The 24,375-nt window shown below is 68.0% G+C and carries 22 protein-coding genes; 9 read left to right on the forward strand and 13 right to left on the reverse strand.

Annotation, left to right across the window (positions count from 1 at the left end; genetic code table 11):
* Both LPN03_RS03015 and LPN03_RS03020 read left to right on the forward strand, forming a co-directional pair.
* The coding region (locus tag LPN03_RS03015; protein ID WP_262453084.1) for a beta-N-acetylglucosaminidase domain-containing protein at nt 1-1,642 on the forward strand (1,642 nt) is incomplete at its 5' end.
* Between the two features lie 151 nt (nt 1,643-1,793).
* Complete coding sequence (locus LPN03_RS03020; protein ID WP_165181024.1) at nt 1,794-3,752, forward strand: penicillin-binding transpeptidase domain-containing protein; 1,959 nt, start codon at nt 1,794-1,796, stop codon at nt 3,750-3,752.
* Nucleotides 3,753-3,786: 34 nt separating this feature from the next.
* On the opposite strand, the gene LPN03_RS03025 is transcribed toward LPN03_RS03020, so the two are convergent.
* The 5 genes from LPN03_RS03025 to LPN03_RS03045 are packed head-to-tail and all read right to left on the reverse strand — an operon-like array spanning nt 3,787 to nt 8,362.
* Entirely contained in the window at nt 3,787-4,527 is a 741-nt protein-coding gene (locus tag LPN03_RS03025; RefSeq protein ID WP_240901702.1) for a dienelactone hydrolase family protein, read from the reverse strand.
* 43 nt (nt 4,528-4,570) lie between these two features.
* Nucleotides 4,571-5,035 carry a hemerythrin domain-containing protein gene (locus LPN03_RS03030; protein ID WP_165181023.1) on the reverse strand — a complete coding sequence of 155 codons (465 nt, stop codon included), beginning with the start codon at nt 5,033-5,035 and terminating at the stop codon, nt 4,571-4,573.
* A 46-nt stretch (nt 5,036-5,081) separates the two neighbouring features.
* A complete protein-coding gene (locus tag LPN03_RS03035; RefSeq protein ID WP_165181022.1) occupies nt 5,082-6,719 on the reverse strand; it encodes an ABC transporter permease in 1,638 nt (545 codons plus the stop codon).
* Nucleotides 6,716-7,678, reverse strand: coding sequence for an ABC transporter ATP-binding protein (locus LPN03_RS03040; protein WP_262453085.1), 963 nt, complete (start codon nt 7,676-7,678; stop codon nt 6,716-6,718). Before LPN03_RS03040 ends, LPN03_RS03035 begins: the two co-directional genes overlap by 4 nt.
* 9 nt (nt 7,679-7,687) lie before the next feature.
* Nucleotides 7,688-8,362 (reverse strand): TetR family transcriptional regulator, encoded by a 675-nt coding sequence (locus LPN03_RS03045; RefSeq protein WP_262453086.1) that lies wholly within the window; start codon nt 8,360-8,362, stop codon nt 7,688-7,690.
* 111 nt (nt 8,363-8,473) lie between these two features.
* Here LPN03_RS03045 and LPN03_RS03050 point away from each other — a divergent pair, with 111 nt between their 5' ends.
* A complete protein-coding gene (locus tag LPN03_RS03050; protein ID WP_262453087.1) occupies nt 8,474-9,277 on the forward strand; it encodes an NUDIX hydrolase in 804 nt (267 codons plus the stop codon).
* Between the two features lie 72 nt (nt 9,278-9,349).
* A complete protein-coding gene (locus LPN03_RS03055; RefSeq protein WP_165181019.1) occupies nt 9,350-9,568 on the forward strand; it encodes a hypothetical protein in 219 nt (72 codons plus the stop codon).
* Nucleotides 9,569-9,603: 35 nt separating this feature from the next.
* Here the strand turns inward: LPN03_RS03055 and LPN03_RS03060 are convergent, their stop codons facing one another.
* The 3 genes from LPN03_RS03060 to LPN03_RS03070 form a co-directional block, all read right to left on the reverse strand.
* Complete coding sequence (locus LPN03_RS03060; protein WP_262453088.1) at nt 9,604-10,596, reverse strand: malate dehydrogenase; 993 nt, start codon at nt 10,594-10,596, stop codon at nt 9,604-9,606.
* Between the two features lie 51 nt (nt 10,597-10,647).
* Nucleotides 10,648-12,096: a SulP family inorganic anion transporter gene (locus tag LPN03_RS03065; protein ID WP_262453148.1), complete on the reverse strand. Its 1,449-nt coding sequence runs from the start codon at nt 12,094-12,096 to the stop codon at nt 10,648-10,650.
* A 313-nt stretch (nt 12,097-12,409) separates the two neighbouring features.
* Entirely contained in the window at nt 12,410-13,039 is a 630-nt protein-coding gene (locus LPN03_RS03070; protein WP_262453089.1) for a malonic semialdehyde reductase, read from the reverse strand.
* 191 nt (nt 13,040-13,230) lie between these two features.
* Here LPN03_RS03070 and LPN03_RS03075 point away from each other — a divergent pair, with 191 nt between their 5' ends.
* Together LPN03_RS03075 and LPN03_RS03080 are read left to right on the forward strand one after the other, a co-directional pair.
* Nucleotides 13,231-14,640, forward strand: coding sequence for an MFS transporter (locus LPN03_RS03075; protein ID WP_262453090.1), 1,410 nt, complete (start codon nt 13,231-13,233; stop codon nt 14,638-14,640).
* A gap of 106 nt (nt 14,641-14,746) precedes the next feature.
* Entirely contained in the window at nt 14,747-16,048 is a 1,302-nt protein-coding gene (locus tag LPN03_RS03080; RefSeq protein WP_262453091.1) for an ATP-binding protein, read from the forward strand.
* 4 nt (nt 16,049-16,052) lie between these two features.
* On the opposite strand, the gene corA is transcribed toward LPN03_RS03080, so the two are convergent.
* Both corA and LPN03_RS03090 read right to left on the reverse strand, forming a co-directional pair.
* Entirely contained in the window at nt 16,053-17,048 is a 996-nt protein-coding gene (corA, locus tag LPN03_RS03085; RefSeq protein ID WP_262453092.1) for a magnesium/cobalt transporter CorA, read from the reverse strand.
* 62 nt (nt 17,049-17,110) lie between these two features.
* Nucleotides 17,111-17,581: an Lrp/AsnC family transcriptional regulator gene (locus tag LPN03_RS03090; RefSeq protein ID WP_205678012.1), complete on the reverse strand. Its 471-nt coding sequence runs from the start codon at nt 17,579-17,581 to the stop codon at nt 17,111-17,113.
* Between the two features lie 139 nt (nt 17,582-17,720).
* Between LPN03_RS03090 and LPN03_RS03095 the strand changes: the two genes are divergently transcribed.
* The gene (locus LPN03_RS03095; protein WP_262453093.1) at nt 17,721-18,986 is read left to right on the forward strand and encodes an MFS transporter; all 1,266 of its coding nucleotides are present in this window, start codon (nt 17,721-17,723) and stop codon (nt 18,984-18,986) included.
* Here LPN03_RS03095 and LPN03_RS03100 read toward each other — a convergent pair.
* A complete protein-coding gene (locus LPN03_RS03100; RefSeq protein WP_262453094.1) occupies nt 18,949-19,464 on the reverse strand; it encodes an Lrp/AsnC family transcriptional regulator in 516 nt (171 codons plus the stop codon). The two genes, LPN03_RS03095 and LPN03_RS03100, sit on opposite strands and share 38 nt — an antisense overlap.
* A gap of 154 nt (nt 19,465-19,618) precedes the next feature.
* Here LPN03_RS03100 and LPN03_RS03105 point away from each other — a divergent pair, with 154 nt between their 5' ends.
* The gene (locus LPN03_RS03105; RefSeq protein ID WP_262453149.1) at nt 19,619-20,782 is read left to right on the forward strand and encodes a trans-sulfuration enzyme family protein; all 1,164 of its coding nucleotides are present in this window, start codon (nt 19,619-19,621) and stop codon (nt 20,780-20,782) included.
* A 65-nt stretch (nt 20,783-20,847) separates the two neighbouring features.
* On the opposite strand, the gene LPN03_RS03110 is transcribed toward LPN03_RS03105, so the two are convergent.
* A complete protein-coding gene (locus LPN03_RS03110; protein WP_262453095.1) occupies nt 20,848-22,137 on the reverse strand; it encodes an MFS transporter in 1,290 nt (429 codons plus the stop codon).
* Nucleotides 22,138-22,242: 105 nt separating this feature from the next.
* Here LPN03_RS03110 and LPN03_RS03115 point away from each other — a divergent pair, with 105 nt between their 5' ends.
* The gene (locus LPN03_RS03115) at nt 22,243-23,283 is read left to right on the forward strand and encodes a LysR family transcriptional regulator (protein ID WP_262453096.1); all 1,041 of its coding nucleotides are present in this window, start codon (nt 22,243-22,245) and stop codon (nt 23,281-23,283) included.
* A gap of 59 nt (nt 23,284-23,342) precedes the next feature.
* Here the strand turns inward: LPN03_RS03115 and LPN03_RS03120 are convergent, their stop codons facing one another.
* Nucleotides 23,343-24,371: a nitronate monooxygenase gene (locus LPN03_RS03120; protein ID WP_262453097.1), complete on the reverse strand. Its 1,029-nt coding sequence runs from the start codon at nt 24,369-24,371 to the stop codon at nt 23,343-23,345.
* Between the last annotated feature and the right edge of the window lie 4 nt (nt 24,372-24,375).

Here is a 24,375-nt window from a genome sequence, read left to right on the forward strand (position 1 = left end):
CTCCGCCGCAGATCCCTACAAGGGCGAACTGGGGCTTGCGATGGACAAGGACATCCTGCTCCAGTGGACCGGCGAACAGGTGGTCTCGCACCGGATCACCACGGCCAGCACCAAGGCCGCCCAAGTCACCTATGGCACGGCGTCCGATCCCCGCGGCCTGTTCATTTGGGACAACTACCCGGTCAACGACTTCGCCCAGAACAAGCTGTTTTTGGCCCCGCTGATTGGCCGCGATGCTGACCTCTACACCGCCACCACGGGCATCACCGCCAACCCGATGATCGAGTCCTACGCTTCCCTGCCCACCCTGTTCAACTTCGCCGACTTCACCTGGAACGGCCCGGCCTACCAGCCGCGGCAGTCCATGGACGCCGCCCTCAAACTGCTTGCCGGCACCAGGAAGGGCGCGCTGGAATCCCTCACTGCCTTCGCTGACCTCAACCAAAACTGGCAGAACGACTCCCTGACGCCAAGCGCGCCGGCGCTTTCGGCCGACGTCGCCGCTTTCTGGGCCCAGTACGGCTCCGGGACGTTCCCTGTGCATTCCGCCCTCGCCGACCGCACGGCACTGATCCGGCAAATGCCCCAGGACCTGGCCGGGATGGCTTCGGCCGGCTTCTACGCCGACACGAAGCACTGGATCGACACGGCCGCCAACTGGGGCGGGGCCACCGGCTATGCCCTTGACATGCTCCGGGCAGTCACGAAGGGCGACGGCCCTGCCGTGGTCCAGGCCCGGACCAGGCTGAACACCGCCGTCGCCGCTGCGGGTGCGGCCACGCAGCCCACCCTGGACCAGGGGCTGGTGGTCCCCCAAGTTGGTGACGGCGTCTTCGGCCAGTTCATCACCAAGGCCAAGTCCGTTGCGGACGCATGGCTCGGGGCAGTGCCGACGGCAGGTTCGGCGCCAACGGCCGTGACCAGCTTCGCGCCCTACGGCAACAACACCGCCGACAAGATGTTCGACGGCGACACCGGCACCATCTTCTGGACGAACAGCGCCCCCGCCGTCGGCTCCACCATCGGGGCCGACCTGGGCGGCCCCGCCAGCATCACAGGCGTCAAAATCCAGCAATCAGACTCCGACACCGTCAGCGCCGACATGATGTACCACGCGTTGCTGCAGTACTCCGTGGACGGCGCCACCTGGACCGACGCGGGCACCTTCGACAACGCCCCCGTCATTTCCGCCACCTTCGCGACACCCGTGACGGCCCGCTACGTGCGGATCATTGCCACAGCCCCCAACCCCGGCGGGAAGTGGATCAAGATTCGCGAATTCACTGTCAGCACCGTTCCTGTGGGGGTGACGTCCACCATCCCCTCGGCTGACGGCAGTGTGCTTTCCGCCGCCGTGGACGGCAGGGTGGACACGGCCTGGACCGGTGCCCGCCCGGCCGTGGCCGGGGACAACATCACCCAGTTGTTTGACGCCCGCACGGTGCCGGCGGTAACGGTGGTCGGCACCGCTGCCGGGACCGTCGAGGTCCAGCGCGGGGGCGCCTGGACGGCGGCCGGCCGGCTCAAGTCCGGCTACACGAACGTGTCCGTGGGCGGCAATCCCGTCACGGGCATCCGGCTTGTCCTGGACGCGGGCGCGGCACCTGTGGTCAACGAGATCATCGTGGGCGCAGCCCGGTAACGCCCTCCAGCGTGCGGCCGGTGCCGCCGTCGAGCCTTGAAAACCAAGGCACGACGGCGGCACCCGCCGGTTTGGTGCCCGCCCCGCGTCGATGACAGCCTTGTCAAGGCACAGTGGCTAGGCTGGTCAAACATCTACCTTGAGGAAATCCATGATTCGTCGCGCTTGCGCCCTTGCGCTTTCGTTTGGCCTGGTCCTGTCGGCCGTGGTTGCATGCTCCCCGCCCAAGGACGACGGGACGGCAGCGGCCACAGCGCTTGCAGCCGCCCTGACCAGCCACACCGTCGGTGCCGTGGCGTTTGACAAGCCGGCCGCCGAGGTCCAAAAGGAGCTGGCCGCCCTGGCAAAGGGGATCGACCCGGTGTGGCCCAAGGTCAGCGTTGCCCAAGTGGCCCTGGGGGAGAAGGACACGGCCCGGGTGTCGCTGAACTACTCCTGGTCCCTCCCCAAGCAGGCCAAGCCGTGGACGTATGCAACCGGGGCGGACATGAAGCGCAACGGCACGGGATGGACCATCACCTGGACGCCGGCCATGGTGGAGCCAAGGCTGCTGCCCGGCGAGGGCCTAAAGATCTCCACCACGTACCCGCAGCGGGCCTCCATCCTGGACTCGGCCGGACAGGCCATCGTCAAGGAACGGCCTGTCCAAACCGTCGGGATCAACAAGGACGGCCTGGACGAGGCGCAGGCCGAGGCGGGTGCGAAAGCCCTGGCCGCCGTGGTTGGCATTGACCCGGCCGCCTACGTGGCCAAGGTCAAGGCCTACGGCCCCGTGGCCTTTGTGGACGCAATCACGCTGCGCGATGACGCTTTCGCCGCACTGCCGCCAGGGCAGCTGAAGGCGGTCCAGGGGTTCCTGGCCGTGCCGGGGACGCTGCCGCTGGCACCCACCCGCACCTTTGCGCAGGCCATCCTGGGCTCCGTGCACCAGGCCACGGCCGAGGACATTGCCAACTCCAAGGGCCAGGTGGTGGCCGGGGAAATAGTGGGCGGCAGCGGCCTGCAGGCGTCCCAGGGTGCCCAGTTGGAAGGAACGCCGGGCGTCACCGTGGAGGCCGTGCCGGCCGCCCTGCCCTCCGCCGGGGCAACTGCCACGGCCACGGACGGGAGTACACCGGCACCCGCCGCCGCGAACAGCCAAGCTGCGAAAATCCTCTTCAGCGCAGCCCCCGTGGACGGCAAGGACGTCAAGACCACGCTGGTCCAAAAGCTGCAAACTGATGCTGAAAGTGCGCTCACCGACGTCAAGACGCCAAGCTCCGTGGTGGTCATCAAGCCCTCCACGGGCGCCATCCTGGCTGCCGCCAACGGACCCGACAGCAACGGCTACAACACGGCCTTCCTTGGCCAGTATGCGCCCGGTTCCACGTTCAAAATCGCCACCTCGCTGGGGCTGTTCCGCGAAGGCATGACGCCGGCCTCCACGCTCAGCTGCACGCCGGAATTCACGGCGGACGGCAAGAAATTCCTCAACGCGCCCGGTTATGCGGCGGAGGCCACGGGCCAGGTGTCCATGACAGTTGCCATTGCCCACTCCTGCAACACGGCGTTTGTGTCGCAATTTGAAAAATTGTCCCAGGCCAAGCTGGCGGACGCCGCCGGTGCCCTGGGCATTGGCATGACCAACAATCTTGGCATAGACGCGTTCACCGGTTCCGTGCCGCGCGATTCAGCCGGCACCGAGCACGCCGCCTCCATGATCGGGCAGGGCAAGGTGCTGGTGTCCCCGCTGGACCTCGCCACCATGATGGCCACGGTGGTCAAGGGTTCGGTGGTGGTTCCCGAGCTGATTGAGGGCCACGACGGCAAGGCGGGCCAGGTGGGAGGCTCCGCGTTGACCGCCAAGGAAGCAGACGGCCTGCGCACCATGATGCGTTCCGTGGTGACCGACGGCTACCTGGGCGTCCTCGCTGACTTGCCGGGCGCCCCCGCCATAGGCAAGACGGGCACCGCGGAGTTTGGCACCGCGACGCCGCCGCACACGCATTCCTGGGTCATTGCGGCCCAGGGCGACGTGGCCGTGGCGGTGTTTGTGGAGGACGGGGACCTCGGGGCGGTCACGGCCGGTCCGATCGCGCGGAAAATGTTGCAGGCAGCAGCCGGCAACTGAATTGCGTCTGCACCAGCTGGGTCCCGGCTGTGGCTCACCCCAATTGCTCGGCGAGGAACTCCAGCGTCTCCGTCCAGGCAATCCGGGCAGCTTCCGGCCGGTAGGCAACAGGGTTGCTGTCATTGAAAAACGCGTGCCCGGCACCGGAAAAGACCGTGTACCGGAAATCCACCCCGGCCTCACGCATGCGTGAAATCAATTCCGGCAGCGTGTCCGTCAGCGCAGTGTCCTCCTCGCCGTAAAACGCCAAAATGGGGCTCTTCACCCCGGCCAGCTCCGCCACGGTGTAGTTCGCCTGGCCGTAAAACGGCACTGCTGCCGCGAGCCCGGGTTCGGACACCGCCAGCGCAAACGCATATGTTCCGCCAAAGCAGTAACCGACGACGGCGGTTCTCACGGCCTGCCCAACGCCGTCGTCGAGGTGGTGGAAAGCGGCAGCGACGCCCGCCTGGATTCGCGCGGCCTTTCCGGGGTCGCGCAGGGGCCCGGTGGCCGCCCTGATCTTGGGCTGGACGGCCGTCCGCTTGGCCGGATCGCTCCTGTCCGCGCCCAGCTCGGCCAGCAACGTTGCATCCAGCCCGGCGAGCCCCATCAAGTCAGGGGCCAGGGCCAGGTACCCCTCGGCGGCGAACCTGTCGGCCACATTTTTGATGTGCCCGGTCAGTCCCCAGATTTCGTGGATGACCACCACGGCGCCGCGCAGAGGCCCGACAGCTTCGGCCTGATAGGCCTGGATGGTTTCACCGGCTGCGGTGAAGCTAATCATGGTTCCCATGGTGACACTTTCACACGATTCGCGCGGTGGCGCCAGAGGGGGGCTACGCGGCGCTGGCCACCCAGCCGTCCGGGGTGGTGCCGCCCTCGAGAAAGTCCAGCAGCTCGGTGCTGGCGGCTCCGTCCAGGAGCTGGTCCGCCTGGGTGTAGATGATGGGCTCTTCCTTGGAATTGTGGGCGTCGAGCAATGCCAGCAGCCCCGTGCAGGCATCCCGCACTGCCGCTGTGTCTGCCGCCGCAGCCAGCAGTGCTTCCACGGCGTCCATGGAACGCCAGAGTTCCCCGTGCTCGCGCAGCATGACGAAAATGGGACCCATGAGCCCGGCGGCCTTCAGCGGCGGGAACAGGAACTGCTCTTCAAGGTAGATGTGCCGCCGCAGCCCGGCCAGCGCGGCCCGGAGCGGCGCAGGGTCTGCCGTGCCGCCCAGGCTGGCCAGATACGCCTCGATGCCGCCGTCAATGTCCCGGTGTTCAATCTCCAGTGCCTTGCCCAGCGTTGCGTCTTCCACGACTGCTCCCTTTCGGATTCTTCTTGGATTCACTCCTTCTCTCAGGCTACTCCGGGATGATGTCGCGGGTGCGGAATCGCCAAACGCCCAGGGCCCCAAGGCCCACGGCAATGGCCGTCAGCACCAGGACGGGCGGCAGCGAAAAGTCAACGGCCGGCATCCTCGGAACAGCCCCAAACGGGGTGGCCTTGATGGCGCTTTCGGACAGTGAAAACAGGGGCCCGAACATTGCCACCACCACCGAAACGCCGTAAATTGCCCAGCTCAGGCTGACGCTTTGCCGCGGCAGGAACCCGTGCAGGAACAGCATGGCGCCCATCATCAGCAGCACGGCGGGCCAGTAGGCAAACGCGGCCCATGCCATGGCGGAACCGCTTGCCGCCCCGTTGGAGGAGACGCCCGTGAGCCAGCCGCCCAGCAGCAGCATCAGTGCGGAGCCTGCCGCGGCCACGGCGATGTGGGCGCCGAGCCACCGGGTCCGCGCCAGCGATCCGGCGAGCTGGGATTCGAGCCGCCCGCCGGATTCCTCGGCGCGGGCGCCGGAGAGGCTCTGCAGGGCAAACGCGCCAGCCAGCATGCCTGTGAACAGCACGAAGGTGCCCAGGATGCCGTTGAGCATGTCGTGGGATCCGCCCAGGAAGGCCTTGGCAACGGTGTTTGACGGGTCCAGGACGCTGGTCATGGCCTTCGCCACGCTGCCAAAGAACAGGCCGGCCACAATGGCGCCGAACAGCCAGGAAATGAGCGTGGCCCGCTGCAGCCTCAGGGACAGGCCCAGGGGGGAGGCCAGGAACGCGGTGGCACGGGCCGGCCCCGGGCGTGCCGGCAGCAATCCCATGCCCAAGTCGCGGCGGGTTTCAATGCGCAGGGCCAGGATGCACGCGGCGGCGGCGAGGGCCAGCAGTGCCAGGAAAGGCCACCACGTGTCCTGGGCGTAGGAACGCATGTTCTGCCCCCAGCCGATCGGCGAGAACCAGCTCAGTGCCGTGACGTTGGTGTCATGGGCATCCACGTCGGCAACGGCCCGGATGAGATAGAACACGGCAAGCACCGCCACGCCCAGGGAGTTGGCGCCGCGGCTGGTGGAAGCCAGCTGCCCGCAGAGCGCGGAGACCCCCACAAACGCCAGCCCGACGCCGGCGACCGAGCCGCCCAGCACCCACGACCCCGCTGCAGGCAGCTTGTCCGAAAGGGCCAACAGTGAAATCAGCAGGCCTGTCACAACGCTGAGGCTGCCGGCAACGGTGTAGTTGGCCAGGCTGAAGGCATGCCGTCCCAGGGCGGAGCCGCGCAGCAGCTCGGTGCGCCCTGCCTCCTCATCGGCGCGGCCGTTGCGGGTCACCAGGAAGATGGAGGCAAACCCCAGGGCGACGGCGAGCGTCATCCAAATCTTGATGACCAGAATGCCGCCCAGGCTGCCGGCCGCATAGGGCAGGCCCGTCATGGCCGCAATGGCGGGGGTGTTGGCCACATTGGCGTAGGCGTCGCGGGCCGCCTGGGTGGGAAAGGTGGCCTGCTGGGACGTGTAGACGATGGGGATCATCATGGCCAGGACAGCCGCCCAAATCACCAGGCGCAGCCAGTTGCGGCGCAGGATGAACCTCACGGACAGGCCGAAGCCGGCCAGCGTTGACATGGCCGCCGGCGCCGCCGCAACGTGCAGGCGGGGGGCTGCGATGCTCATCGCGCACCCGCCGTCTGCGCCGCCGTCGTGCCAGTCCCGGAGCCCTTGCCTGCCGCGGCAGGGGCCCCGGCGGCGCCGTAGTGGCGCAGGAACAGTTCCTCAAGGGATGGCGGGCTGGAGACCAGGGTGCGCGGCGCGTAGGCTGCGATGGCGGCAAGGACGCCGCCCAGGGCTTCCTCGCCCACGGTGAAAGTGGCCCGGTTGCCGTCCGCGGCAAGGTCGTTGATGCCGGGCACGCCGGCCAGTACGGTCGCTTCGCGGTCAAGGGTTACCGAAACGGTGGTGCGGTGCAGGTGGCGGAGTTCGTCCAGCCGGCCCGCCTCAACCGTCCGGCCGTCCCGGATGATCGTCACCGTGTCGCAGAGCTTTTCCACTTCGGCGAAAATGTGGCTGGAGAGCAGCACGCTGCGGCCCTGCCCCTTGACCTCCCTGATGCAGTCGGTGAACACCTGTTCCATGAGCGGGTCCAGGCCCGACGTCGGCTCATCCAGGATCAGCAGCTCGGCGCTCGAGGCCAGGCCCGCCACCAGGGCCACCTTCTGCCGGTTGCCCTTGGAATAGCTGCGAGCCTTCTTGCTCGGGTCCAGCTCAAACCGGGCCAGCAGTTCGTCGCGCTGGGCCGTGTCCACGCCGCCGCGCAACCGGGCGAGGATGTCGATGGCCTGGCCGCCGGTGAGGTTGGGCCACAGGCTGACGTCCCCCGGAACGTAGGCGATGCGCCGGTGAAGCTCGACGGCGTCGCGCCAGGGATCGCCGCCCAGGAGAGTGGCGCTTCCCCCGTCGGCCCGCAACAGGCCAAGCAGGATGCGGATGGTGGTGGACTTTCCTGAACCGTTGGGGCCCAGGAAGCCCGCAACGGTGCCCTGCTCAACCTGCAGGTCCAGGCCTGCCAATGCCGTGGTCGTCCCGAACCGCTTGCGCAGTCCCGTGACCTCAACGGCCGGAATGTTTGGGGACATGGTGTTTCCTTACCTTGCTAAAGGTTCTCCCGCGCGGCCCGCGGGCGGGTTGGTGTTGGCGGCCCGGAAGGACAGGTACTGGTCCAGGTAGCTGCTGTCGGTGAAAACGCCCTCTGTGTACAGCTCCAGGGTTGGGAGCATGGTCTCTGCCATGTACTGCTCCATGACAGCGGGGAAATCGTCCAGGCGCACGTCGGGGCGCATGGCCAAGTTCACCAGCATGCTGCCGATCGACTGCTGCACCATGTAGCGCGCCCGGGCGGCCTCATCGCGGCTGGGGACCACCAGGCCCCGCGCCACGGCGTCCGCCGTGAAGGCCGCAGCCTCGGCCACCATGTTTTCGATGAACGTGCGCCCTGCCGCGCTGCCGTCCTGGACGCTGCGCAATATGTAGACCATCAGCAGCCCGCCCTCATGGGAGGACGGCAGTTGGGCAAACACGCGCGTGGCGGGCACATTAATGCTGTCCTCCTTCATGATGCGGTAACGTTCCAGGACAGTGGCGTCGCACTCGGCGCGCAGTTCCTCCTTTGAACCGAAGTGGTGGCGGACCAGCCCCGCGCTGACGCCCGCCCGGGCCGCAATGGCGCGCAGCGATTCGTCAAAGCCGTGCGCGGCAAAGCCCTCAATGGCGGCGTCTCGCAGCCTTGCCCGGCCGGTCAGGTCGTCCTGTGCTGTACTCATGAATAGCAGACTACTCGCGTGTATAGTCGTTGGCAACAACCATTTCCGGACTGGCTTTTGCCTGGCCGTGAGGGGCCCGTCGGTGAGTCCCGGCGCGGGTAGGCTGGCCCCATGGACACACGCGAACCGCTGCCGCCGCTGGCGCCGCTGGAGGATGCCTGCACCGTGGTGCTGCTGCGCGACGGAGCCGCGGGCCTTGAGGTGCTGATGCTGGAGCGGCCCGGCACCAGCCGCTCCTTCGCAGGGGCATGGGTGTTTCCCGGCGGGAAGGTGGATCCGGCGGATCGTCAGGGGCCCGGCGGAACGCCACTGACCGGCGGCCGGCTGCCCGGCGGCCGGCTGTCCGCAATCCAGGCTGCGGACGCGGCGGCGCGCACGGCCGGGCTGCGTGAGGTCCTGGAGGAAACGGGGCAGCTGTTGCGCAGCGACAGCTTGGTGCCGCTGTCCCAGTGGACTCCCATGCAGCGGCTGCCGCGCCGTTACCGCACCTGGTTCTTTCTCGCGGAGGCTCCGTCCGCGCAGGTCCGCCTGAACCCGGGGGAGCATGTCGACCATGCCTGGCTTGCGCCGGCGGCGGCACTTGCCAGGCATGCGCGCGGCGAGATGCAGCTGGTGCCTCCCACCTGGGTGACGCTGCACCAGTTGGCTGGCTGGGCCACGGTAGGCCAGGCACTCGAGGCCGCCACGGCCGCCACCCCATTTTCCTACAACAGCCACCTGCTGCCGCCCGCCATGTCTCCAGGCGTGCCGGCAGCAACGGGCGACGGCGGTGTCGCCACCCCTGCGGCCCCGTCAGGTGTGGTGTGGGCCGGGGACGAGGCCTACCCGGAAGCCGGCAGCGAGGGGACGGCCGGTGCGCGCCACCGGCTGACCATGACGAAGCTGCCGTGGGTGTTTGAACGGACGGGGTTTTAGCCACAGTCCGCGCCTTAGACTGGGCACATCGGCAGGAGACCACAACGGCAGGACACCACTACGGAGGGCACCATGGACGGCAGGCAAAAGTGGCAGGACCTGGCCCCGGGGAAGAGGCGCGCCATCATCGTGGCCGGCGTGCTGCAGCTGCTGCTGCAACTGGCGGCCCTGCATGACCTCTCACGGCGCACACCGCTGGAAGTCAACGGCCCCAAGAAAGCCTGGGTGGCGGCGTCGTTCATTAATTTTGCCGGGCCCATCGCCTACTTTGTGCGGGGCCGGAAAAAGTAAGCAGCAGTTTCGATGCAGCAAGGCCGCCCGCCAGCTCAGGGGAGCAGGCCCAGCCCACGCACGGCGTCGCGTTCGGCCGCCAGCTCAGCCACGGAGGCATCGATCCTGCTGCGCGAAAAGCTGCTGATGTCCAAGTCCCGGACCACGGCATAATCGCCGCCGTCCGCGGTGACCGGAACCGAGGCGAACAGTCCTTCCTCAATTCCATGGGAACCGTCGGACGGGACGGCCATGCTGGTCCAGTCGCCGGCCGGGGTGCCCTGGACCCACAACTTCATGTGCTCAATGGCGGCGTTGGCGGCGGACGCGGCCGAGGAACCGCCGCGCACGGCAATGACCTCCGCCCCGCGCTGGGACACTCGCGGGATGAAGTGCCCTGCGATCCACTCCTGGTCCACCAGCGAGGAAGCGGCCCGCCCCGAGACCGTGGCGTGGCTGATGTCCGGGTACTGGGATGCCGAGTGGTTGCCCCAGATGGCCACGTTCCTGACCTCTGAGACCGCTGCCCCGGCCTTGGCCGCCAGCTGCGCCACGGCGCGGTTGTGGTCCAGGCGGGTCATGGCCGTAAACCTCCGTGCAGGCACGTCGGGGGCATGGGCGGAGGCGATCAAGGCATTTGTGTTGGCCGGATTGCCCACCACCACGGCCCGGAAATCGGGGGCGGCGCCGTCATTGATGGCGCGGCCCTGGACGGAAAAGATGCCCGCGTTTGCGCTCAGCAGCTCCGCCCGCTCCATGCCTGGGCCGCGCGGCCGCGCACCGACCAGCAGGGCGATGTTGGCGCCGTCGAACGCCCTGGCTGGATCGTCCATGACGTCCAGGCCAGCCAGCAGCGGAAACGCGCAGTCCGTCAGTTCCAGCGCCGTCCCCTCCGCGGCCCTGACCGCTTGCGCGACTTCCAGGAGCCTGAGCCTGACAGCGACGTCCGGGCCCAGCATGGCCCCGGAGGCGATGCGGAACAGCAATGCGTAACCAATTTGTCCGGCGGCCCCAGTGACGGTGACCGTGACGGGATCGTGTGCAGCCATGGCGCCAGTCTAGACCGGCCGGAGCGGAATGGGGCCGGCTCACGCTGGGTGCTAGGAAAGCGTGCCGGTCAGCCTGCCGTGGAAAGCCCGGCTCCGGCTGTCGAGTCCGGTGATGGCCACGGTGCAGCCGTGCCGGGCGAACTTGTCCACCACCGAATCCACGGCGGCAACGGAGGAGGCGTCCCAGATTTGTGCAGCGGCAAAATCCACCACCACCTGCGGCGGATCAAGTGCGTAACTGAACTGCTCCACCAGGTCGTTGCTGCTGCCAAAGAACAGCGGTCCGGTCACCACATAGCGCACGGATGCGCCGTCAGCGGCAGGCGTGCGGTCCACGGAGATCACGTGCGCCACACGCCGGGCAAACAAGACCATGGCCAGCACCACGCCCACGGCAACACCCAAGGCCAGGTTGCCAGTGGCCACCACCACGGCAATTGTCACCGCCAGCACCACGGTTTCAGGCAGCGGCATCCGCTTCAGCGTGGACGGCCTGACGCTGTGCCAGTTCACCGTGGACACGGCCACCACCATCATGACGGCGGCCAGCGCCACCATGGGGATCCGCCCCATCACGGTGCTGAGCGAGGTGATCAGCAGCAGCAGGAACAACCCGGCAACCAGCGTTGAAATGCGGCTGCGGGCCCGGCCGATCTTCACATTGACCACTGTCTGGCCGATCATGGCGCAACCGGCCATGCCGCCGTAAAAACCGGCCAGGATGTTGGCCACGCCAAGGGCCCAGGATTCCCGGCTCTTGTGCGAACGGGTGTCCGTCAGCTCGTCAACCAACTTGGCCGTCAGCAGGGTTTCCATGAGGCCCACAAACGCCACGCTCACCGCTGTTGGCCAAATGATGCGGAAAGTGTCCAGGTTGAGTGGCACAAGGAACGGGGTGAACCCGGGCAGGCCGCCGTTCATGGGCCCCTCGCCGGCAACGTTGGGCACGTCCAGTCCTGTCGTGACAACCAGGGCCGTCACCACCACGATGGCCACCAGCGGCGCAGGCACGGAACGCGTGAGCCTGGGCAGGAATGCGATGATGGCCAGGGTCAGCGCGAACAGCGGATACACCAGCCACGGCACGCCGATCAGGTGGGGGACCTGGGCGGCGAAAATCAGGATGCCCAGGGCGTTGACGAAGCCGATCATGACGGAACGTGGAATGAATCGCATCAGCCGTGCCAGGCCCGCCCAGCCGAAGGCAATTTGGATGATTCCGGCCACAATCACCGTCGGCAGGACATAGTCCACCCCATGGTTCCTGACCAGGGGTGCGATGACCAGCGCCACGGACCCTGCGGCGGCCGTCACCATGGCCGAACGCCCGCCTAAAAAAGACATGCTGACGGCCAGCACCACGGAGGCCAGGAGGGAAATCATCGGGTCAACCCCGGCAATCACGGAAAAGGAGATGACCTCGGGCACCAGTGCCAGGGTGGTGACCATGCCTGCCAGCACCTCGCGGCTGAGCACTCGCGGCGTGCGAAGGATCTTCACGTGGCCAGCCCAGGTGTCGGCGTCCGCAACGGGGCCGGATGCTGCCCCGGTGGCATTTCGGCTGCTCTGTTTTTCTGGCACTGGGGCCTTCCTCTTGGCCGGTGCGCGCCACAATGTGCCTGCGGTCTGTCACGGCTGGCGCATAAGCGAACCGTGCCAACTTTACCGGCCAGGGCGTTGGCCAGTTGCCGCAATAGGGCCGCAAAGGCTCCGTTAACACCAGTTGGCGCCACCCTTCCCGCATTTGCGGAGGGTGGCGCCAACTAAGGTAAAAGACTGATTTTCAACGCCAAGGTTTCCCTATGTTGAGCGCCTACACCGTTTCGGTGGCGGCGTCGAACTCCAGGCGGTGCAGGCGGGCGCGGTCCACGATCCCGTTCGGCTTGCCCAGGTTGACCACCAGGAAGGCCTTGCGCGGCGTGCCGGCGTTGAACTCGGCGTCAATCCCTGCAGCGTCGAAACCGCCCATGGGGCCGGCGGCCAGTCCGGCGGCACGGGCAGCCATGATGAAGAAGCCGGCCTGGATGTGGGCGTTGTTGGCGGCCATCCCCTGGCGCAGGGCGTCGTTCGCGGCAAAGGTGGGCACCATGCCGGCGGCGTGCGGCGCCGTCGTCGGCATGAGCTCGTGCCAGTCGGTGTCGTAGCTGAGCACGGCCACCATTGGCGCCGTCAGGGTCTTGGCCTTGTTGCCGTCGGCCATGTGCGCCACCAGGCGCTCGCGGGCTTCGGCGGAGCGCACCCAGGTGATGCGCAGCGGCTGGATGTTCATTGCGGTCGGGGCCATGCGGGTCAGCGCGTAGACGGCCTCAAGCGTTTCGTCCGAAATCTCATCGTCCGCCCAGCTGTTGGCGGTGCGGGCCTCCAGGAAGAGGTTGTCGGCGGTGTCGGCGTCGAGGATGAGTTGGTCCTGCAGGATGGTTTCGGTGGCGATGTCGACGCTCATGGGGGCAGCTCTCTGTTGTGAAAATTGGTTTCACAGGGTTAGAGCGCCCAGGAGCGTCCAATTGTTTCCCGGCGAGGTATGACGTTCGTCACGTGCCTGCAGTCCCTCGGCTCCTAGCGCCGCTAGCGCCGTCGCGCCCTCCCCACCCTCGCAAGCTCGGGCGGGGCCCCTCGGCCGCTAGGCTTGGGCCGGTGAGACAGAGAACCACTGCGGCGGCCCGCACCCCCTCCTTCAGCCGTGCCCTGGCGCTGCTGGTCGCCGGGACGTATTTCATGGAAATCCTCGACGGCACCATCATTGCCACGGCGGCTGCCGGCATGGCCGCAGACCTGCACGTCCGGCCCGTGGACATCAACCTGGCCATGACGGCGTACCTCATCACGCTCGCCGTGGGCATCCCCATCAGCGGCTGGCTGGCGGAACGGTATGGGGCACGGCGCGTCTTCACTGCGGCCATTGCCATCTTCACTGTGGCATCGCTGCTGTGCGCGGCCAGCCCCAACCTCGCCTTTCTCTGCGGCGCCCGGATGCTGCAGGGCCTGGGCGGGGCCCTCATGGTCCCCGTGGGCAGGCTGGTGGTGCTGCGGGATGCGGACCGGAAGGAATTCCTCGAGGCCATCGCCTACCTGACGTGGCCGGCCCTCATTGCGCCGGTGATTGCCCCGGCCCTGGGCGGGCTGCTGACCACCTACGCCAGCTGGCACTGGATCTTCCTGGTCAATGTGCCCCTGGGCATCCTCGCGTTTGCGGTGGCGCTGAAGGTGGTGCCGTCCATCCGGGCACTCAAGGTGCCGCCGCCGGACTGGACCGGCTTTGTGCTGTGCGGGATCGCGCTCGCCGCCCTGGTGATTGGGCTGGAACAGATCGGCGCGGCACCCACGCCGTGGGCCGCCGTCGTGCTGTGGCTTGTGCTGGCGCTGGCCAGCGGAATGGCAGCCCTGTGGTGGTTCAAGCGGTCGCGGCACCCGCTGCTGGACCTGCGCGCCCTGCGCATTCCCACGTTCCGCGTGGGCAACGGCGGCGGGGCGCTGTACCGGCTGGTCATCAACGCCGTGCCATTCTTGTTGCCGCTGATGTTCATGCTGGGGTTCGGCTGGACGGCGTTCGAGGCCGGGCTGATGACCATGGCCGTGTTCGCCGGGAACGTGCTGATCAAGCCAGCCACCTCGCCGTTGATCCGCCGCTTTGGCTTCCGCACCGTGCTGCTGCTGAGCAACCTGGGCGGCGCACTGGTGCTGGGGGCGTGCGCGCTGCTTGGGCCGGGCACGCCCCTTGCCGCAATTGCCGCCGTCCTGTTTGCCAGCGGCGTGCTGCGCTCCATCGGCTTCAGCGCCTACAACACGCTGCAGTTTGCGGACGTGCCACAGGCGGGAATGTCCGGCGCCAACACCCTGTCCTCCACCATCGCCCAGATTGCCACGGGCCTGGGCGTGGCCGTCGGCGCCCTGATCCTGCGTGCCGCCGGCGCACTGCTGGCCGGCGCGCCGCCCGTGGCCGCCTACCAGTGGACATTCGCCGTCCTGGGCGTGCTGATGCTGTACCCCGTGGTGGAGGCGCTGCTCATGCACCGCTCCGCCGGGGAGGTTGTGCGGACACGGTAGCCGTCCCGCGCACCCATGGTGCGGACAGCCGTCGACGCGGAGGCTGCCGCCGTGCCATGATGCGTAGCACGGACAAGGCAGAGGCAGGGAAAGGGAGCGGCGGAACATGACAACGTGGAAGATACGTGACTTTCATTCGCAAGACGTCGAGGGAATATTGGGCTTGTGGCAGTCCCTGAAGGCCAACGGAGTGGAGCCTGTCTATGACCTCTCCGAAGTCCTGGCCTCCTGCGAAAAAGACCACGCCGTCGTGGCCGTCCAGGGCGAAAAACTGGTGGGCGCCGCCGTGGCCCGGGCCGCGCACGACCAGGGCTGGATCGTTTTCTTGTCCACGCTGCCGGCATTCCGTGGCAGGGGCATCGGCACCTCGCTGCTGGCCGCCGTCGAAAACCGCATGGCGGCCCATGGCCTCAACAAGCTCTCGGCGCTCATGCCGGAAACCGAGACGCGGGTGGAGGCGTTCTCCAACCGCGGCTTCGTGGTGAAGAAAAACCTTCGCTACTTTGAACGCCGCATCCCGGTTCAGCGGGCCGAACTCGGGGCGCTGGAGGAACTGGGCGGGCGGGTGCTTCCGCGCGACCTTTGGGACCGGGTGGCAGGCATGACGGCCGAAAAGGAGCTGCTGGAGCGGCGGCTGGTGCTGCCGCTGGCCGAGTCGGAGCTCGCGGAGGAATTCGGCGTGGTGCCGCCGCGCGCCGTGGTGCTGTTTGGGCCTCCCGGCACCGGCAAGACAACGTTCGCCAAGGCCATTGCCTCGCGCCTGGAATGGCCATTTGTGGAGGTGTTCCCGTCGCGGCTGGCGGGGGAGCCGGGCGGGCTGGCCGGTGCGCTGCGGCAGACGTTTTTGGACATTGCCGAGTTGGAACACGCCGTGGTCTTCATCGACGAGGTGGAGGAAATTGCGTCCCAGCGCTCGGGGAAGCCGCCGTCACCCATGCAGGGCGTCACGAATGAGCTGCTCAAGATCATCCCGGCGTTCCGCGACCAGCCCGGCCGGCTGCTGGTGTGTGCCACGAATTTCATCCGCTCCCTGGATTCCGCGTTCCTGCGCCACGGCCGATTCGACTACGTGATCCCCATCGGCCTGCCGGACGACGAGGCCCGCACCGCCATGTGGCACCGCTTCATCCCCGCGTCCGCCGTGGAAGGGGTGGATGTTGCGGGGCTGGTTGCAGCCAGCCGCGGCTTCTCGCCGGCAGACATTGAGTTTGCCGCCCGCAGCGCCTCCCAGCGGGCGTTGGAAGCGGCCATGTTCGACGGCGGCGCTTTCTCCACGGCGGAAGGAGCCGGTGTGCGCGGCCCGGTCACGGCCGACTACCTGGACACCATTGCCGAGACAAAAGCCACCGTAAGCGACGCCGTCGCCCAGGACTTCCTGGAGGACATTGACGCGCTGGCGCGGACCTAGCCCGTTACAGCCAGGTCTTTTTCTTGAAGATGAGGTACATGACAACGGCCACCAGGACCATCAGGGCAATGGCATACGGGTAGCCCCACGCCCAGCTCAGTTCCGGGATGATGTGGAAATTCATGCCGTAAATGCCTGCCACGAACGACGGTGCGAACAGGATGGCCGCCCACGAAGAAATCTTCTTGACCTGTTCGTTTTGGGCTGCGCTGGCCTCGTTTTGCCGGTTGGCCGTCAGCGTGCCGTCCACGGTGAGCGCGTTTTGAAGCAGCTGGCGGAAGGAATCGACCTTCGCCTTGACCGTTTCCACATGGTCGGCCACGTCACGGACGTAGCGCAGCAGCTCCTTGTCCGCACCGTACTTCATCAGGCCGCCCCGCAGCTGGGCCATGATGTCGTGCAGCGGATGGATGGCACGCTGGAAGGCGATGACCTCCCGCGACAGCTGGTAGATGCGCCGCGAGACGTTGGGATCTCCGGCAAAGAGCTGGTCCTCGATCTCGTCAATGTCGTTTTCCAGGCCGTTGACCACGGGCGTGTAGTCGTCCACCACCTGGTCCAGAATGGCGTACAGCACAGCCTCCGGCCCCTTGGCCAGCAGTTCCGGATCGGCTTCGAGGCGGTGGCGCGTGGAAGCCAACCCCGGCGTTTCAGCGTGCCGGATGGTGATGACGAAGTTCTTGCCCGTAAAAATGTGCAGCTCGCCAAATTCCACTGCTTCCCTGTCATCCAGATAGCGGGCGGGGCGCAGCACGGTGAACAGCACGTCGTCGTACTGTTCCACCTTGGGCCGCTGGTGTGCCTTGATGGTGTCCTCGACCGCCAGCTGGTGGAGGGAAAATTCGTCCGCCAGCGACGCCATTTCCTCGGAAGTGGGCCGGAACATGCCGATCCAGGCCATGCCGCCGCACGCGGCCATGACGTCGTAGGTCTGGTCCAGGGACTTGGGGTCTGCGTGGCGGCGGCCGCTGACATACACGGCATTGTCAATGATGGTCACCTGCCCATTATGGCCGCCGCGGGCATTCGCTGCGCGCAGCCCCGCCGTCATGATGCCGTGGTTCAGCCGTGGCTCATGCCGTTGAGCAGCGGCTGGATCCGGTACGGGATGTGCTCGTGCAGGGCCAGCGACGTTTCCGTGCGGATGACCCCCTTGATCCGCAGCAGCTGGCGCAGCGCCGCCTGGAGGTGGTGGACGTCGCGTGCTGCAAGGCGGCACCAGACATCGCCGCGGCCGGAGATTTCGTAGACTTCCAGCACCTGGGGCACGGCCCGCATGGCGGCAATGACGCCGTCCAGGTCCCGGTGGTTGACCTCGATCGTAATGAACGCCACCACGTCGTAGCCGATGGCTGCCAGGTCGACTTCGCGGCCGCCGCGCCGCAGTGCCCCTGAACGGGACAGCTGGCGCAGGTGTGACTGGATGGTGTTGCGGGCCACTCCCAAGGTGTCGGAGAGTTCGCCAATTTGGGCGCGGGGCTCGGCGATGAGGGCCAACACCAGGCGGACGTCAAGGGGGTCCAAAATGCTCATGGGGATCACTCCGGGATCGTGGCAACGGATACTTTTGACTATTTTGAAGCATATCGTGACGAAAACTCATATTTAGTGACGGTGCTGACTCATTCTATAGAGGTATTTGATTCAGCGTAGTGGTGAGAGTGAGTTTTTTGTGAGCGTGCTGCAGGAATTGGCCATGCGCCGCCCCTCCGTGGCCGGCCGTGGCTGGGACCCGTCCGTGGCCGTGCGCCTTGCCCTTGCCGGAACCGTCATTTTCACCCTGCTGGTGGGGGCCAACCTGGCCACCCCGCTATACCCGCTGCTGCAGGCCCAAATCGGATTCGACACGGTAGGCGTCACCGTTGCATTCACCGCCTACGTGGGAGCGCTCATTGGCGGGCTGGTGCTGTTTGGCCACTGGTCCGATCACATCGGGCGGCGGGCTGCCCTGGTTCTCGCCGTCGTCGTGGGCCTGGCGGGCGGCGCTGTCTTCGGCACAGCCGATTCCCTGCCCCAGCTGGTGGCCGGCCGGTCCCTGCAGGGGCTGGCCGTAGCCATAGGCACCGGGGCCAGCGCCGCCGCACTGCGCGACCTGATGCCCAGCAGGCCCGAATGGGCGTCCCGGTTCACGCTGCTTTCCTCCTCCGGCGGAGTGGCGGCCGGGCCGGTCATGGGCGGGCTGCTCTCGCTGTTGCCGCACCACACACGGGCCCCGTTCCTGGTCCACTCCGTGGTGCTGCTGATGCTGCTGGTGCCGCTGCTCCTCCTGGACGCCCGCCCCGCGCTCAATCCCGCCCCGGCAGGACAGGGCCGGAACTACCTGCGCCCCCGCGTGCCGTCTCTGGCCAGGAACGCCCGTGGCACGTTTTGGCTCGCCGCCGTGACCGGCTTTGTCAGCTTTGCTGTCTTCGGCTTTTGCCTGTCCCTGGCACCCGGCTACTTTGCCCAGATCATGCACGCCGATTCCCGCCCGCTGATTGGGCTGCTGGCCGCCGTGACGCTGGCCTGCTCGGCCCTCAGCCAGCTCCTGTCCCTCCGGGGCCGGTACCTGGTGCCGGCGGGCCTGCTGCTGCTGGGCGTGTCCGTGCTGCTGATCGCAGCCGCCGGGGCCGTGCATTCCCCGCTGCTGCTGGTGTTGGCAAGCATCAGCGCCGGGCTGGGCCAGGGCGCCGCCTTCCGCGTGGTGTTCAACGACGTGGCAGAAGCCGTGGAGCCGGACCGCCATGCGCAGGTCATTTCAGCTGTCTACATCGTGACCTACCTGGGCAGCGCCATCCCCGTCCTGGGACTGGGGGTGGCCGTCAAGCTGTGGGGGCTGCAAGCTTCCGTGGCCGGATTCGCCATCCCCATTGCCGCAGCCTGCGCCGTGCTGGCACTCGTGGCGCAGCGCCGCGGCCGGGTCAGTCCAGCGGGCCCTGATGCCCCGGCATGTGCTTGAACACCAGCGTGGTCTCCGTGTGCCCCACCACGGGGTCGGTGGTCAGGTTGTCCAGGACCCAGTCCCGCAGCGCGTCGGTGTCCCGGACGGCAATGTGCAGCAGGTAGTCCACCGAGCCGGAGGTGTGGAAAGTGGAGAGCACCTCCGGCAGGCGCGGCACCCGTGAGGTGAAGGCGTCAATCTGGTCGCGGTCATGGGCGCGCAGGCGGACAGCAATGAGGGCCTGCACGGCGCGGCCAATCACGGCCAGGTTCAGCTTGGCGGAGAAGCCCTCAATGGCGCCCCGCTCCACCAGGGACCGGGTGCGCATCAGGGCCGTGGACGGTGCGATGCCGACGGCGTCCGCCAGGTCCCGGTTGGTGATCCGGGCGTCGGCCACCAGGGCGTCAATGATCTGGCGGTCGACGGCGTCCAGCGGCTCGGCCGCCAGCCCTGCATCCTGGTTTTCCCGCCGAACGTTCTTCGCCAATGACGCCATAACACCCTCCAAAATGGTATATAAAATCAGCCTTTGCCAATGAATTAGATAATAGTTCGCAACTCTACCAAATATCCAACATCCGGGTCCATACTGGCTTGCAACGGAGACGCTTGGGTTCGTGGCAAAGGTGCCACGGGAAGGCAGGGAAGAGATGTTGGGTTGGGACTCACGGGCAGTCCACGCGGGGCGGGAAGATTTGGCCGGGCTGGGCGTCCACGCCATACCCCTGGACATGTCCACCACGGCACCGCTGGCCGACGTGGCCACCGGCGGGGAAGCGTACGAATTGATGGCCACCGGGGGCGTTCCGGCACCGGGCCAGACCACCGTGTACCAGCGGCTGTGGAACCCCACCGTGGCCCGTTTTGAAGACGGCGTGTCCACGCTGGAAGGCTCCGCAGCGTCCGTGTCCCTCGCCACCGGCATGGCGGCGCTGGCAGCGGTGCTGCTGGCCGCCGTCGCCGGTGGGAAACCGCATGTGGTGGCCGTCCGGCCGCTCTACGGGGGATCGGACCACGTCCTGGCCACGGGCCTGCTCGGCACCCGCGTGACCTTTGTCCAGCCCGGCGGGGTGCGCGCCGCGCTGCGCCCCGACACGGGCCTTGTCATCGCCGAAACCCCTGCCAACCCGGACCTGCGCCTGCTGGACATCAAGTCCCTGGTGGCCGAGGCGGACGGCGTGCCGGTCATGATCGACAACACCTTTGCCACGCCGGTGCTCCAGCGCCCGCTGGAACTGGGCGCTGCGCTGGTGCTGCACAGCGCCACAAAGTTCCTGGGCGGGCACGGCGACGCGATGGGCGGGGTGGTGGCGACCGACACGGAGTGGGCCGTGCGCCTGCGACAGGTCCGGGCCATTACCGGCGGGCTCCTCACGCCCTGGCCGGCCTACCTGCTGCACCGAGGGCTCGCCACCCTGCCCGTGCGCGTCCGCGCCCAGCAGGAATCCGCCCACAAGGTGGCCGTGGCGCTGGCCAGCCACGAGGCCGTGGCCCGCGTGCTGTACCCCGGTCTTGCCGAGTGCGACCCCTTGGGCCTGGTGGGCACGCAAATGTCCGGTCCCGGCTCCATGCTGTCCTTTGAGGTGGACACTGCCGAGCACGCCGAAGCCATTCCGTCCCGGGTGCGGATGATGACCCATGCCGTGTCGCTGGGCGGGGTCGACACCTTGATCCAGCACCCCGCAGGCCTCACGCACCGCCCGGTTGCGGCTGCGGCCAAGCCCCATGCAACCATGCTGCGCGTGTCCATAGGGCTGGAGGATCCGGAGGACATTGTGGCAGACCTGGCCCAGGCGATCGAGGCTGTCTGCTGATCCGGCCGCTGACCAGTCCGCCGTGCGGTTGGCTGAGAAGGTTGGCTGGCCTGCCTGGGCGGCCGTCAGCGTCCCGCGGGGCGCCCGGGCGGCAACAGCACGACGGCGGCGGCAGCTGCAAGGGCTGCCAGCAGCGCCAGGACACCTGCCAGTGCGGCCCAGCCAAACTGCTGGAACACCAGGCCCGCACTCCAGCCCACCACGCTGGAACCGGCGTAGTAGCTGAGGTTGTACAGTGAGGACGCCTGCGCGCGGCCGGTGGTGGCGATGGCCCCTGTCCAGCCGGAGGCGATGCTGTGGGCGCCAAAAAACCCGGCCGTAAAGAGCACAAGCCCCGCAAGGATCAGCGGCAGGGGGGCGGCCATGGTCACGGCAAGGCCGGCCACCATGGCTGCCGTGGAGGCCAAAAGCACGCTGCGCCGGCCAAACCGGGCGGCCAGCCCGGCCACGGCCCGCGAGGAAACGGTGCCTGCCAGGTAGGCCAGGAACAGCAGGGCCACCGCGGTGGCAGGAAACAGGTAGGGTGGCGCTTCAAGCCGGAACCCGAGGTAGTTGTACACGCTGACAAACACGCCCATGAGCAGGAACGCCTGGGCGTACAGGGCCAGCAACGGCCTGCTCCGCAAGGGAGGGCGCAGCCTGGCCAGCATGGCGCCGAAACCGCCGCCGGCTGCCGGCTGGAAACCCCGGGGTGCGGGCGCCAGCAGCAAGAATCCGACGGCGGCCACGGCGGCGCAGGCCGAAACAGCCAGGGTCCCCATCCGCCACCCGGCCAGGTCCGCCACGGGCCCTGCCAGCAGCCGGCCGAAGAGCCCGCCCAGGGTGGTGCCGGCCACGTACGCGCCGGCCGCCGCTGCTGCATGCCGTGTGCTGATCTCTTCGGTGAGATAGGCGATGGCGAGTGCGGGAACCCCTCCCAGGGCCGCCCCCTCCAGTGCACGCAGTGCCAGCAGCATGCCAAAGGTGGGCGCTGCCGGGACCAGCAGGCCGAAAGCGGTGGCCAGGACCAGGGCCAGCCCCATGGTGCGGACCCGGCCAAAGCGGTCCGCCACAAACGACCACGGCAGGACGGCGAAGGCGAGCCCCATGGTCGCTGCGGAAATCGACAGGGATGCCTGGGCCGCACTGACACCCAGCTCGGAGGACATGAGCGGCAGCAGGCCCTGGACCGAATACAGCTGGGCAAATGTTGCCACACCGGAACATGCCAGGGCAGCCAGCACCCTGCCGTAGCCGGCGCTGCCGTGCACGTGTCCGGTCCAGGGGGCCTGCTGTGCAGCCGTTCCGGCCTGTGCAGCGGTTTCGGTCCGTGTCCCGGCCGGCGGTGCCGTCCTTGCGTGGTCTGCGTTAGTCACAAGAACCACGGTAGGACTCACAAACCCATGCGTCCAATGCATGGAAATCGATAAATAGATCCATATTTGGATGACAGCACGCCGGCCCGCATGGTTCCATGAGGGATGGATAACGAACAGGGGAGCCTGACCCGACTGCTGGCCGTGCTGCCCATCCTGGTGGAGCTGGGAGCCAGCCGCCACGTGACGGCCACTGCCGAGGCGCTGGGCATCCCGCAGTCCACGGTGAGCCGGGCACTTGCGCGGGCAGCCGCCGTCGTCGGGACCCCCTTGATGATCCGCCGCGGCCGGGGCGTGGAATTGACGCCGGCCGCCCTGGCCCTTGTCCCGCACGCCGCCGAGGCTGTGGAGCAGGTTCGTTTGGGCCTCGCCGCGGCCCGCCAGGAGTCCGGGAAGTCCTTCGGGCGGATCCGGGTGGCCTTCCAGCACACCTTTGGCGAGGCAGCCCTGCCGTTGCTGGTCAGGGCATTCGCACGGGACAACCCGGACGTGTCCTTTGACCTCCAGCAGGGCAGCCGGCAGTTTTGCCTGGAGCTGCTGGCCGCAGGCGGGGCGGACCTTGCCCTGGTGGCACCCCCGCCCGCGCCCAGCCGCACCATCGGCGCCGAGGTGCTGTATTCGGAGCCGCTGAAGCTCGTGGTGCCAGAGGGCCATCCCCTGGCGGGTGCCTCCGGCGCCAGGCTCGACGCCGTGCGGGACGAAGGGTTCATCATGCTGGAGTCCGGCTACGGCATGCGCTCCATTGTGGAGGCCCTGTGCCAGGCAGCCGGTTTCCGCCCCCGCGTGGCCTTCCAGGGCCAGGACCTGCACACCATCCGCGGGCTGGTCTCCGCCGGCCTGGGCGTGGCCGTGGCCCCGCCGTCCCGGCCCCGGGTGGCGGGGTCGGTGCCGACCGGTCCGCCGGTGCTGCCCGGGATGCCGGCGGTGCGAGTGCCGGCGGCGGGACTGCCGGCATCCCGGCAGGGTCGGGGAATCGCGGGCTCCGCGGCGCTGGGCTGGCGCGAGGTGGACATCACCTGGCCTGCAGCAAGCCGCGACATCGGGCTGGTCTGGCGCAACCGCCCGGACGGCCCGCCTCAGGCCGTCCGGTTTCGCGACATGGTGCTGGCCGAGGGGAAGGAATTGCTGACTGCCGCGCAGCGCTGAAGTGTGCCGGGAGCCGGGTGCCGTGTGGGCGGCGTGCCCGCTTTGCTTCAATCGGCCGGCTAAAGTCCCGCCAGGAAACCCTTGACCACGTCCGCCACGGGCCCGGACTGCGCGGATTGCCACGCGGTGCCTGCCCACAGGTTCAGCATTTCCCTGTCGCCGGCTGCAGCAGCGGCGGCCCGCAGGGGCGCCGTGGCGAAATGCACCTCGGGGTAGGCATTGGGGGCCGTGGCCGAATGCCGCCGGACAAAACCGTTCACCAGGGCCCGCGCCGGCTTGCCGGTAAAGGCCCGCGTCACCGCGGTTTCGCTGAACTGCGGGTCCGCGAGTGCGTCCTTGTGCAGTGCCCGCGCTCCGCTTTCGTCCGTGCGCAGCAGCGCCGTACCCAGCTGCACGGCTTCAGCGCCGGCCGCAAGCACGGCCCGTGCCGTGGCGGCCGTGCCGATCCCGCCGGCCCCGGCCAGTGGAAGCCCGACGGCGGCGCGCACCGCAGCGACCAGCTCCAGGACACTTGGCGCGCCGGCTCCGGAGGGCGGCAGGAAGGCGGCTGAATGCCCGCCCGCGTTGGAGTGCTGGACCACCAGCGCGTCAACGCCGGTTTCCGCCGCGGCCAGGGCCTCGGGCACGCTGGTCACCGAGGCAACCACCCGGGTGCCCGCCTTGTGCAGCCGCGCCACCAGGGCTGCCGGAGCCAGGCCGAAGGTAAAGCTGAGCAGCGGCACGGGCTCGTTGAGCAGCAGCTCGACCTTCTCTTCCCAATAATCCGTGGAACGGGGATCCTCCTGCGGCGGAGACACGGCCGGGACCACGGCCCCGAGCGCTTCGGCATCGGCGGACAGTTCGCGGCGGTACCGTTCAAGTGCAGCGGCATCCCCGGACGGGAGGGGGCCGGTCCGGGGCACAAACAGGTTGACGCCGAAGTCGCCGCCTGCGGCGCGCAGCGGCGCAATGTGGGCGGCAAGCGCCTCCGCGGACTTGTAGCCGCCGGCTGCGAAAGGGAAGGCTCCGGCGAGCTGGGCGGCCAAGGCGAGTTCCGTCGTCGTGGTTCCGCCAGCCATCGGAGCGGCAATGATGGGTGAAGGGAACATGCCA

This window comes from Arthrobacter sp. A2-55, assembly GCF_025548615.1.
Lineage (GTDB): Bacteria > Actinomycetota > Actinomycetes > Actinomycetales > Micrococcaceae > Specibacter > Specibacter silviterrae.

Bases quoted from the DNA above. Each gene is read 5' to 3' on its own strand.
- LPN03_RS03080 (WP_262453091.1), top strand. From the start codon at position 14,747: ATGACAACGTGGAAGATACGTGACTTTCATTCGCAAGACGTCGAGGGA.
- LPN03_RS03120 (WP_262453097.1), bottom strand. From the start codon at position 24,371: ATGTTCCCTTCACCCATCATTGCCGCTCCGATGGCTGGCGGAACCACG.
- LPN03_RS03055 (WP_165181019.1), top strand. From the start codon at position 9,350: ATGGACGGCAGGCAAAAGTGGCAGGACCTGGCCCCGGGGAAGAGGCGC.
- LPN03_RS03090 (WP_205678012.1), bottom strand. From the start codon at position 17,581: ATGAGCATTTTGGACCCCCTTGACGTCCGCCTGGTGTTGGCCCTCATC.
- LPN03_RS03100 (WP_262453094.1), bottom strand. From the start codon at position 19,464: ATGGCGTCATTGGCGAAGAACGTTCGGCGGGAAAACCAGGATGCAGGG.
- LPN03_RS03035 (WP_165181022.1), bottom strand. From the start codon at position 6,719: ATGAGCATCGCAGCCCCCCGCCTGCACGTTGCGGCGGCGCCGGCGGCC.
- LPN03_RS03040 (WP_262453085.1), bottom strand. From the start codon at position 7,678: ATGTCCCCAAACATTCCGGCCGTTGAGGTCACGGGACTGCGCAAGCGG.
- LPN03_RS03050 (WP_262453087.1), top strand. From the start codon at position 8,474: ATGGACACACGCGAACCGCTGCCGCCGCTGGCGCCGCTGGAGGATGCC.
- LPN03_RS03060 (WP_262453088.1), bottom strand. From the start codon at position 10,596: ATGGCTGCACACGATCCCGTCACGGTCACCGTCACTGGGGCCGCCGGA.
- LPN03_RS03045 (WP_262453086.1), bottom strand. From the start codon at position 8,362: ATGAGTACAGCACAGGACGACCTGACCGGCCGGGCAAGGCTGCGAGAC.
- LPN03_RS03105 (WP_262453149.1), top strand. From the start codon at position 19,619: ATGTTGGGTTGGGACTCACGGGCAGTCCACGCGGGGCGGGAAGATTTG.
- LPN03_RS03115 (WP_262453096.1), top strand. From the start codon at position 22,243: ATGGATAACGAACAGGGGAGCCTGACCCGACTGCTGGCCGTGCTGCCC.
- LPN03_RS03070 (WP_262453089.1), bottom strand. From the start codon at position 13,039: ATGAGCGTCGACATCGCCACCGAAACCATCCTGCAGGACCAACTCATC.
- LPN03_RS03025 (WP_240901702.1), bottom strand. From the start codon at position 4,527: ATGGGAACCATGATTAGCTTCACCGCAGCCGGTGAAACCATCCAGGCC.
- LPN03_RS03020 (WP_165181024.1), top strand. From the start codon at position 1,794: ATGATTCGTCGCGCTTGCGCCCTTGCGCTTTCGTTTGGCCTGGTCCTG.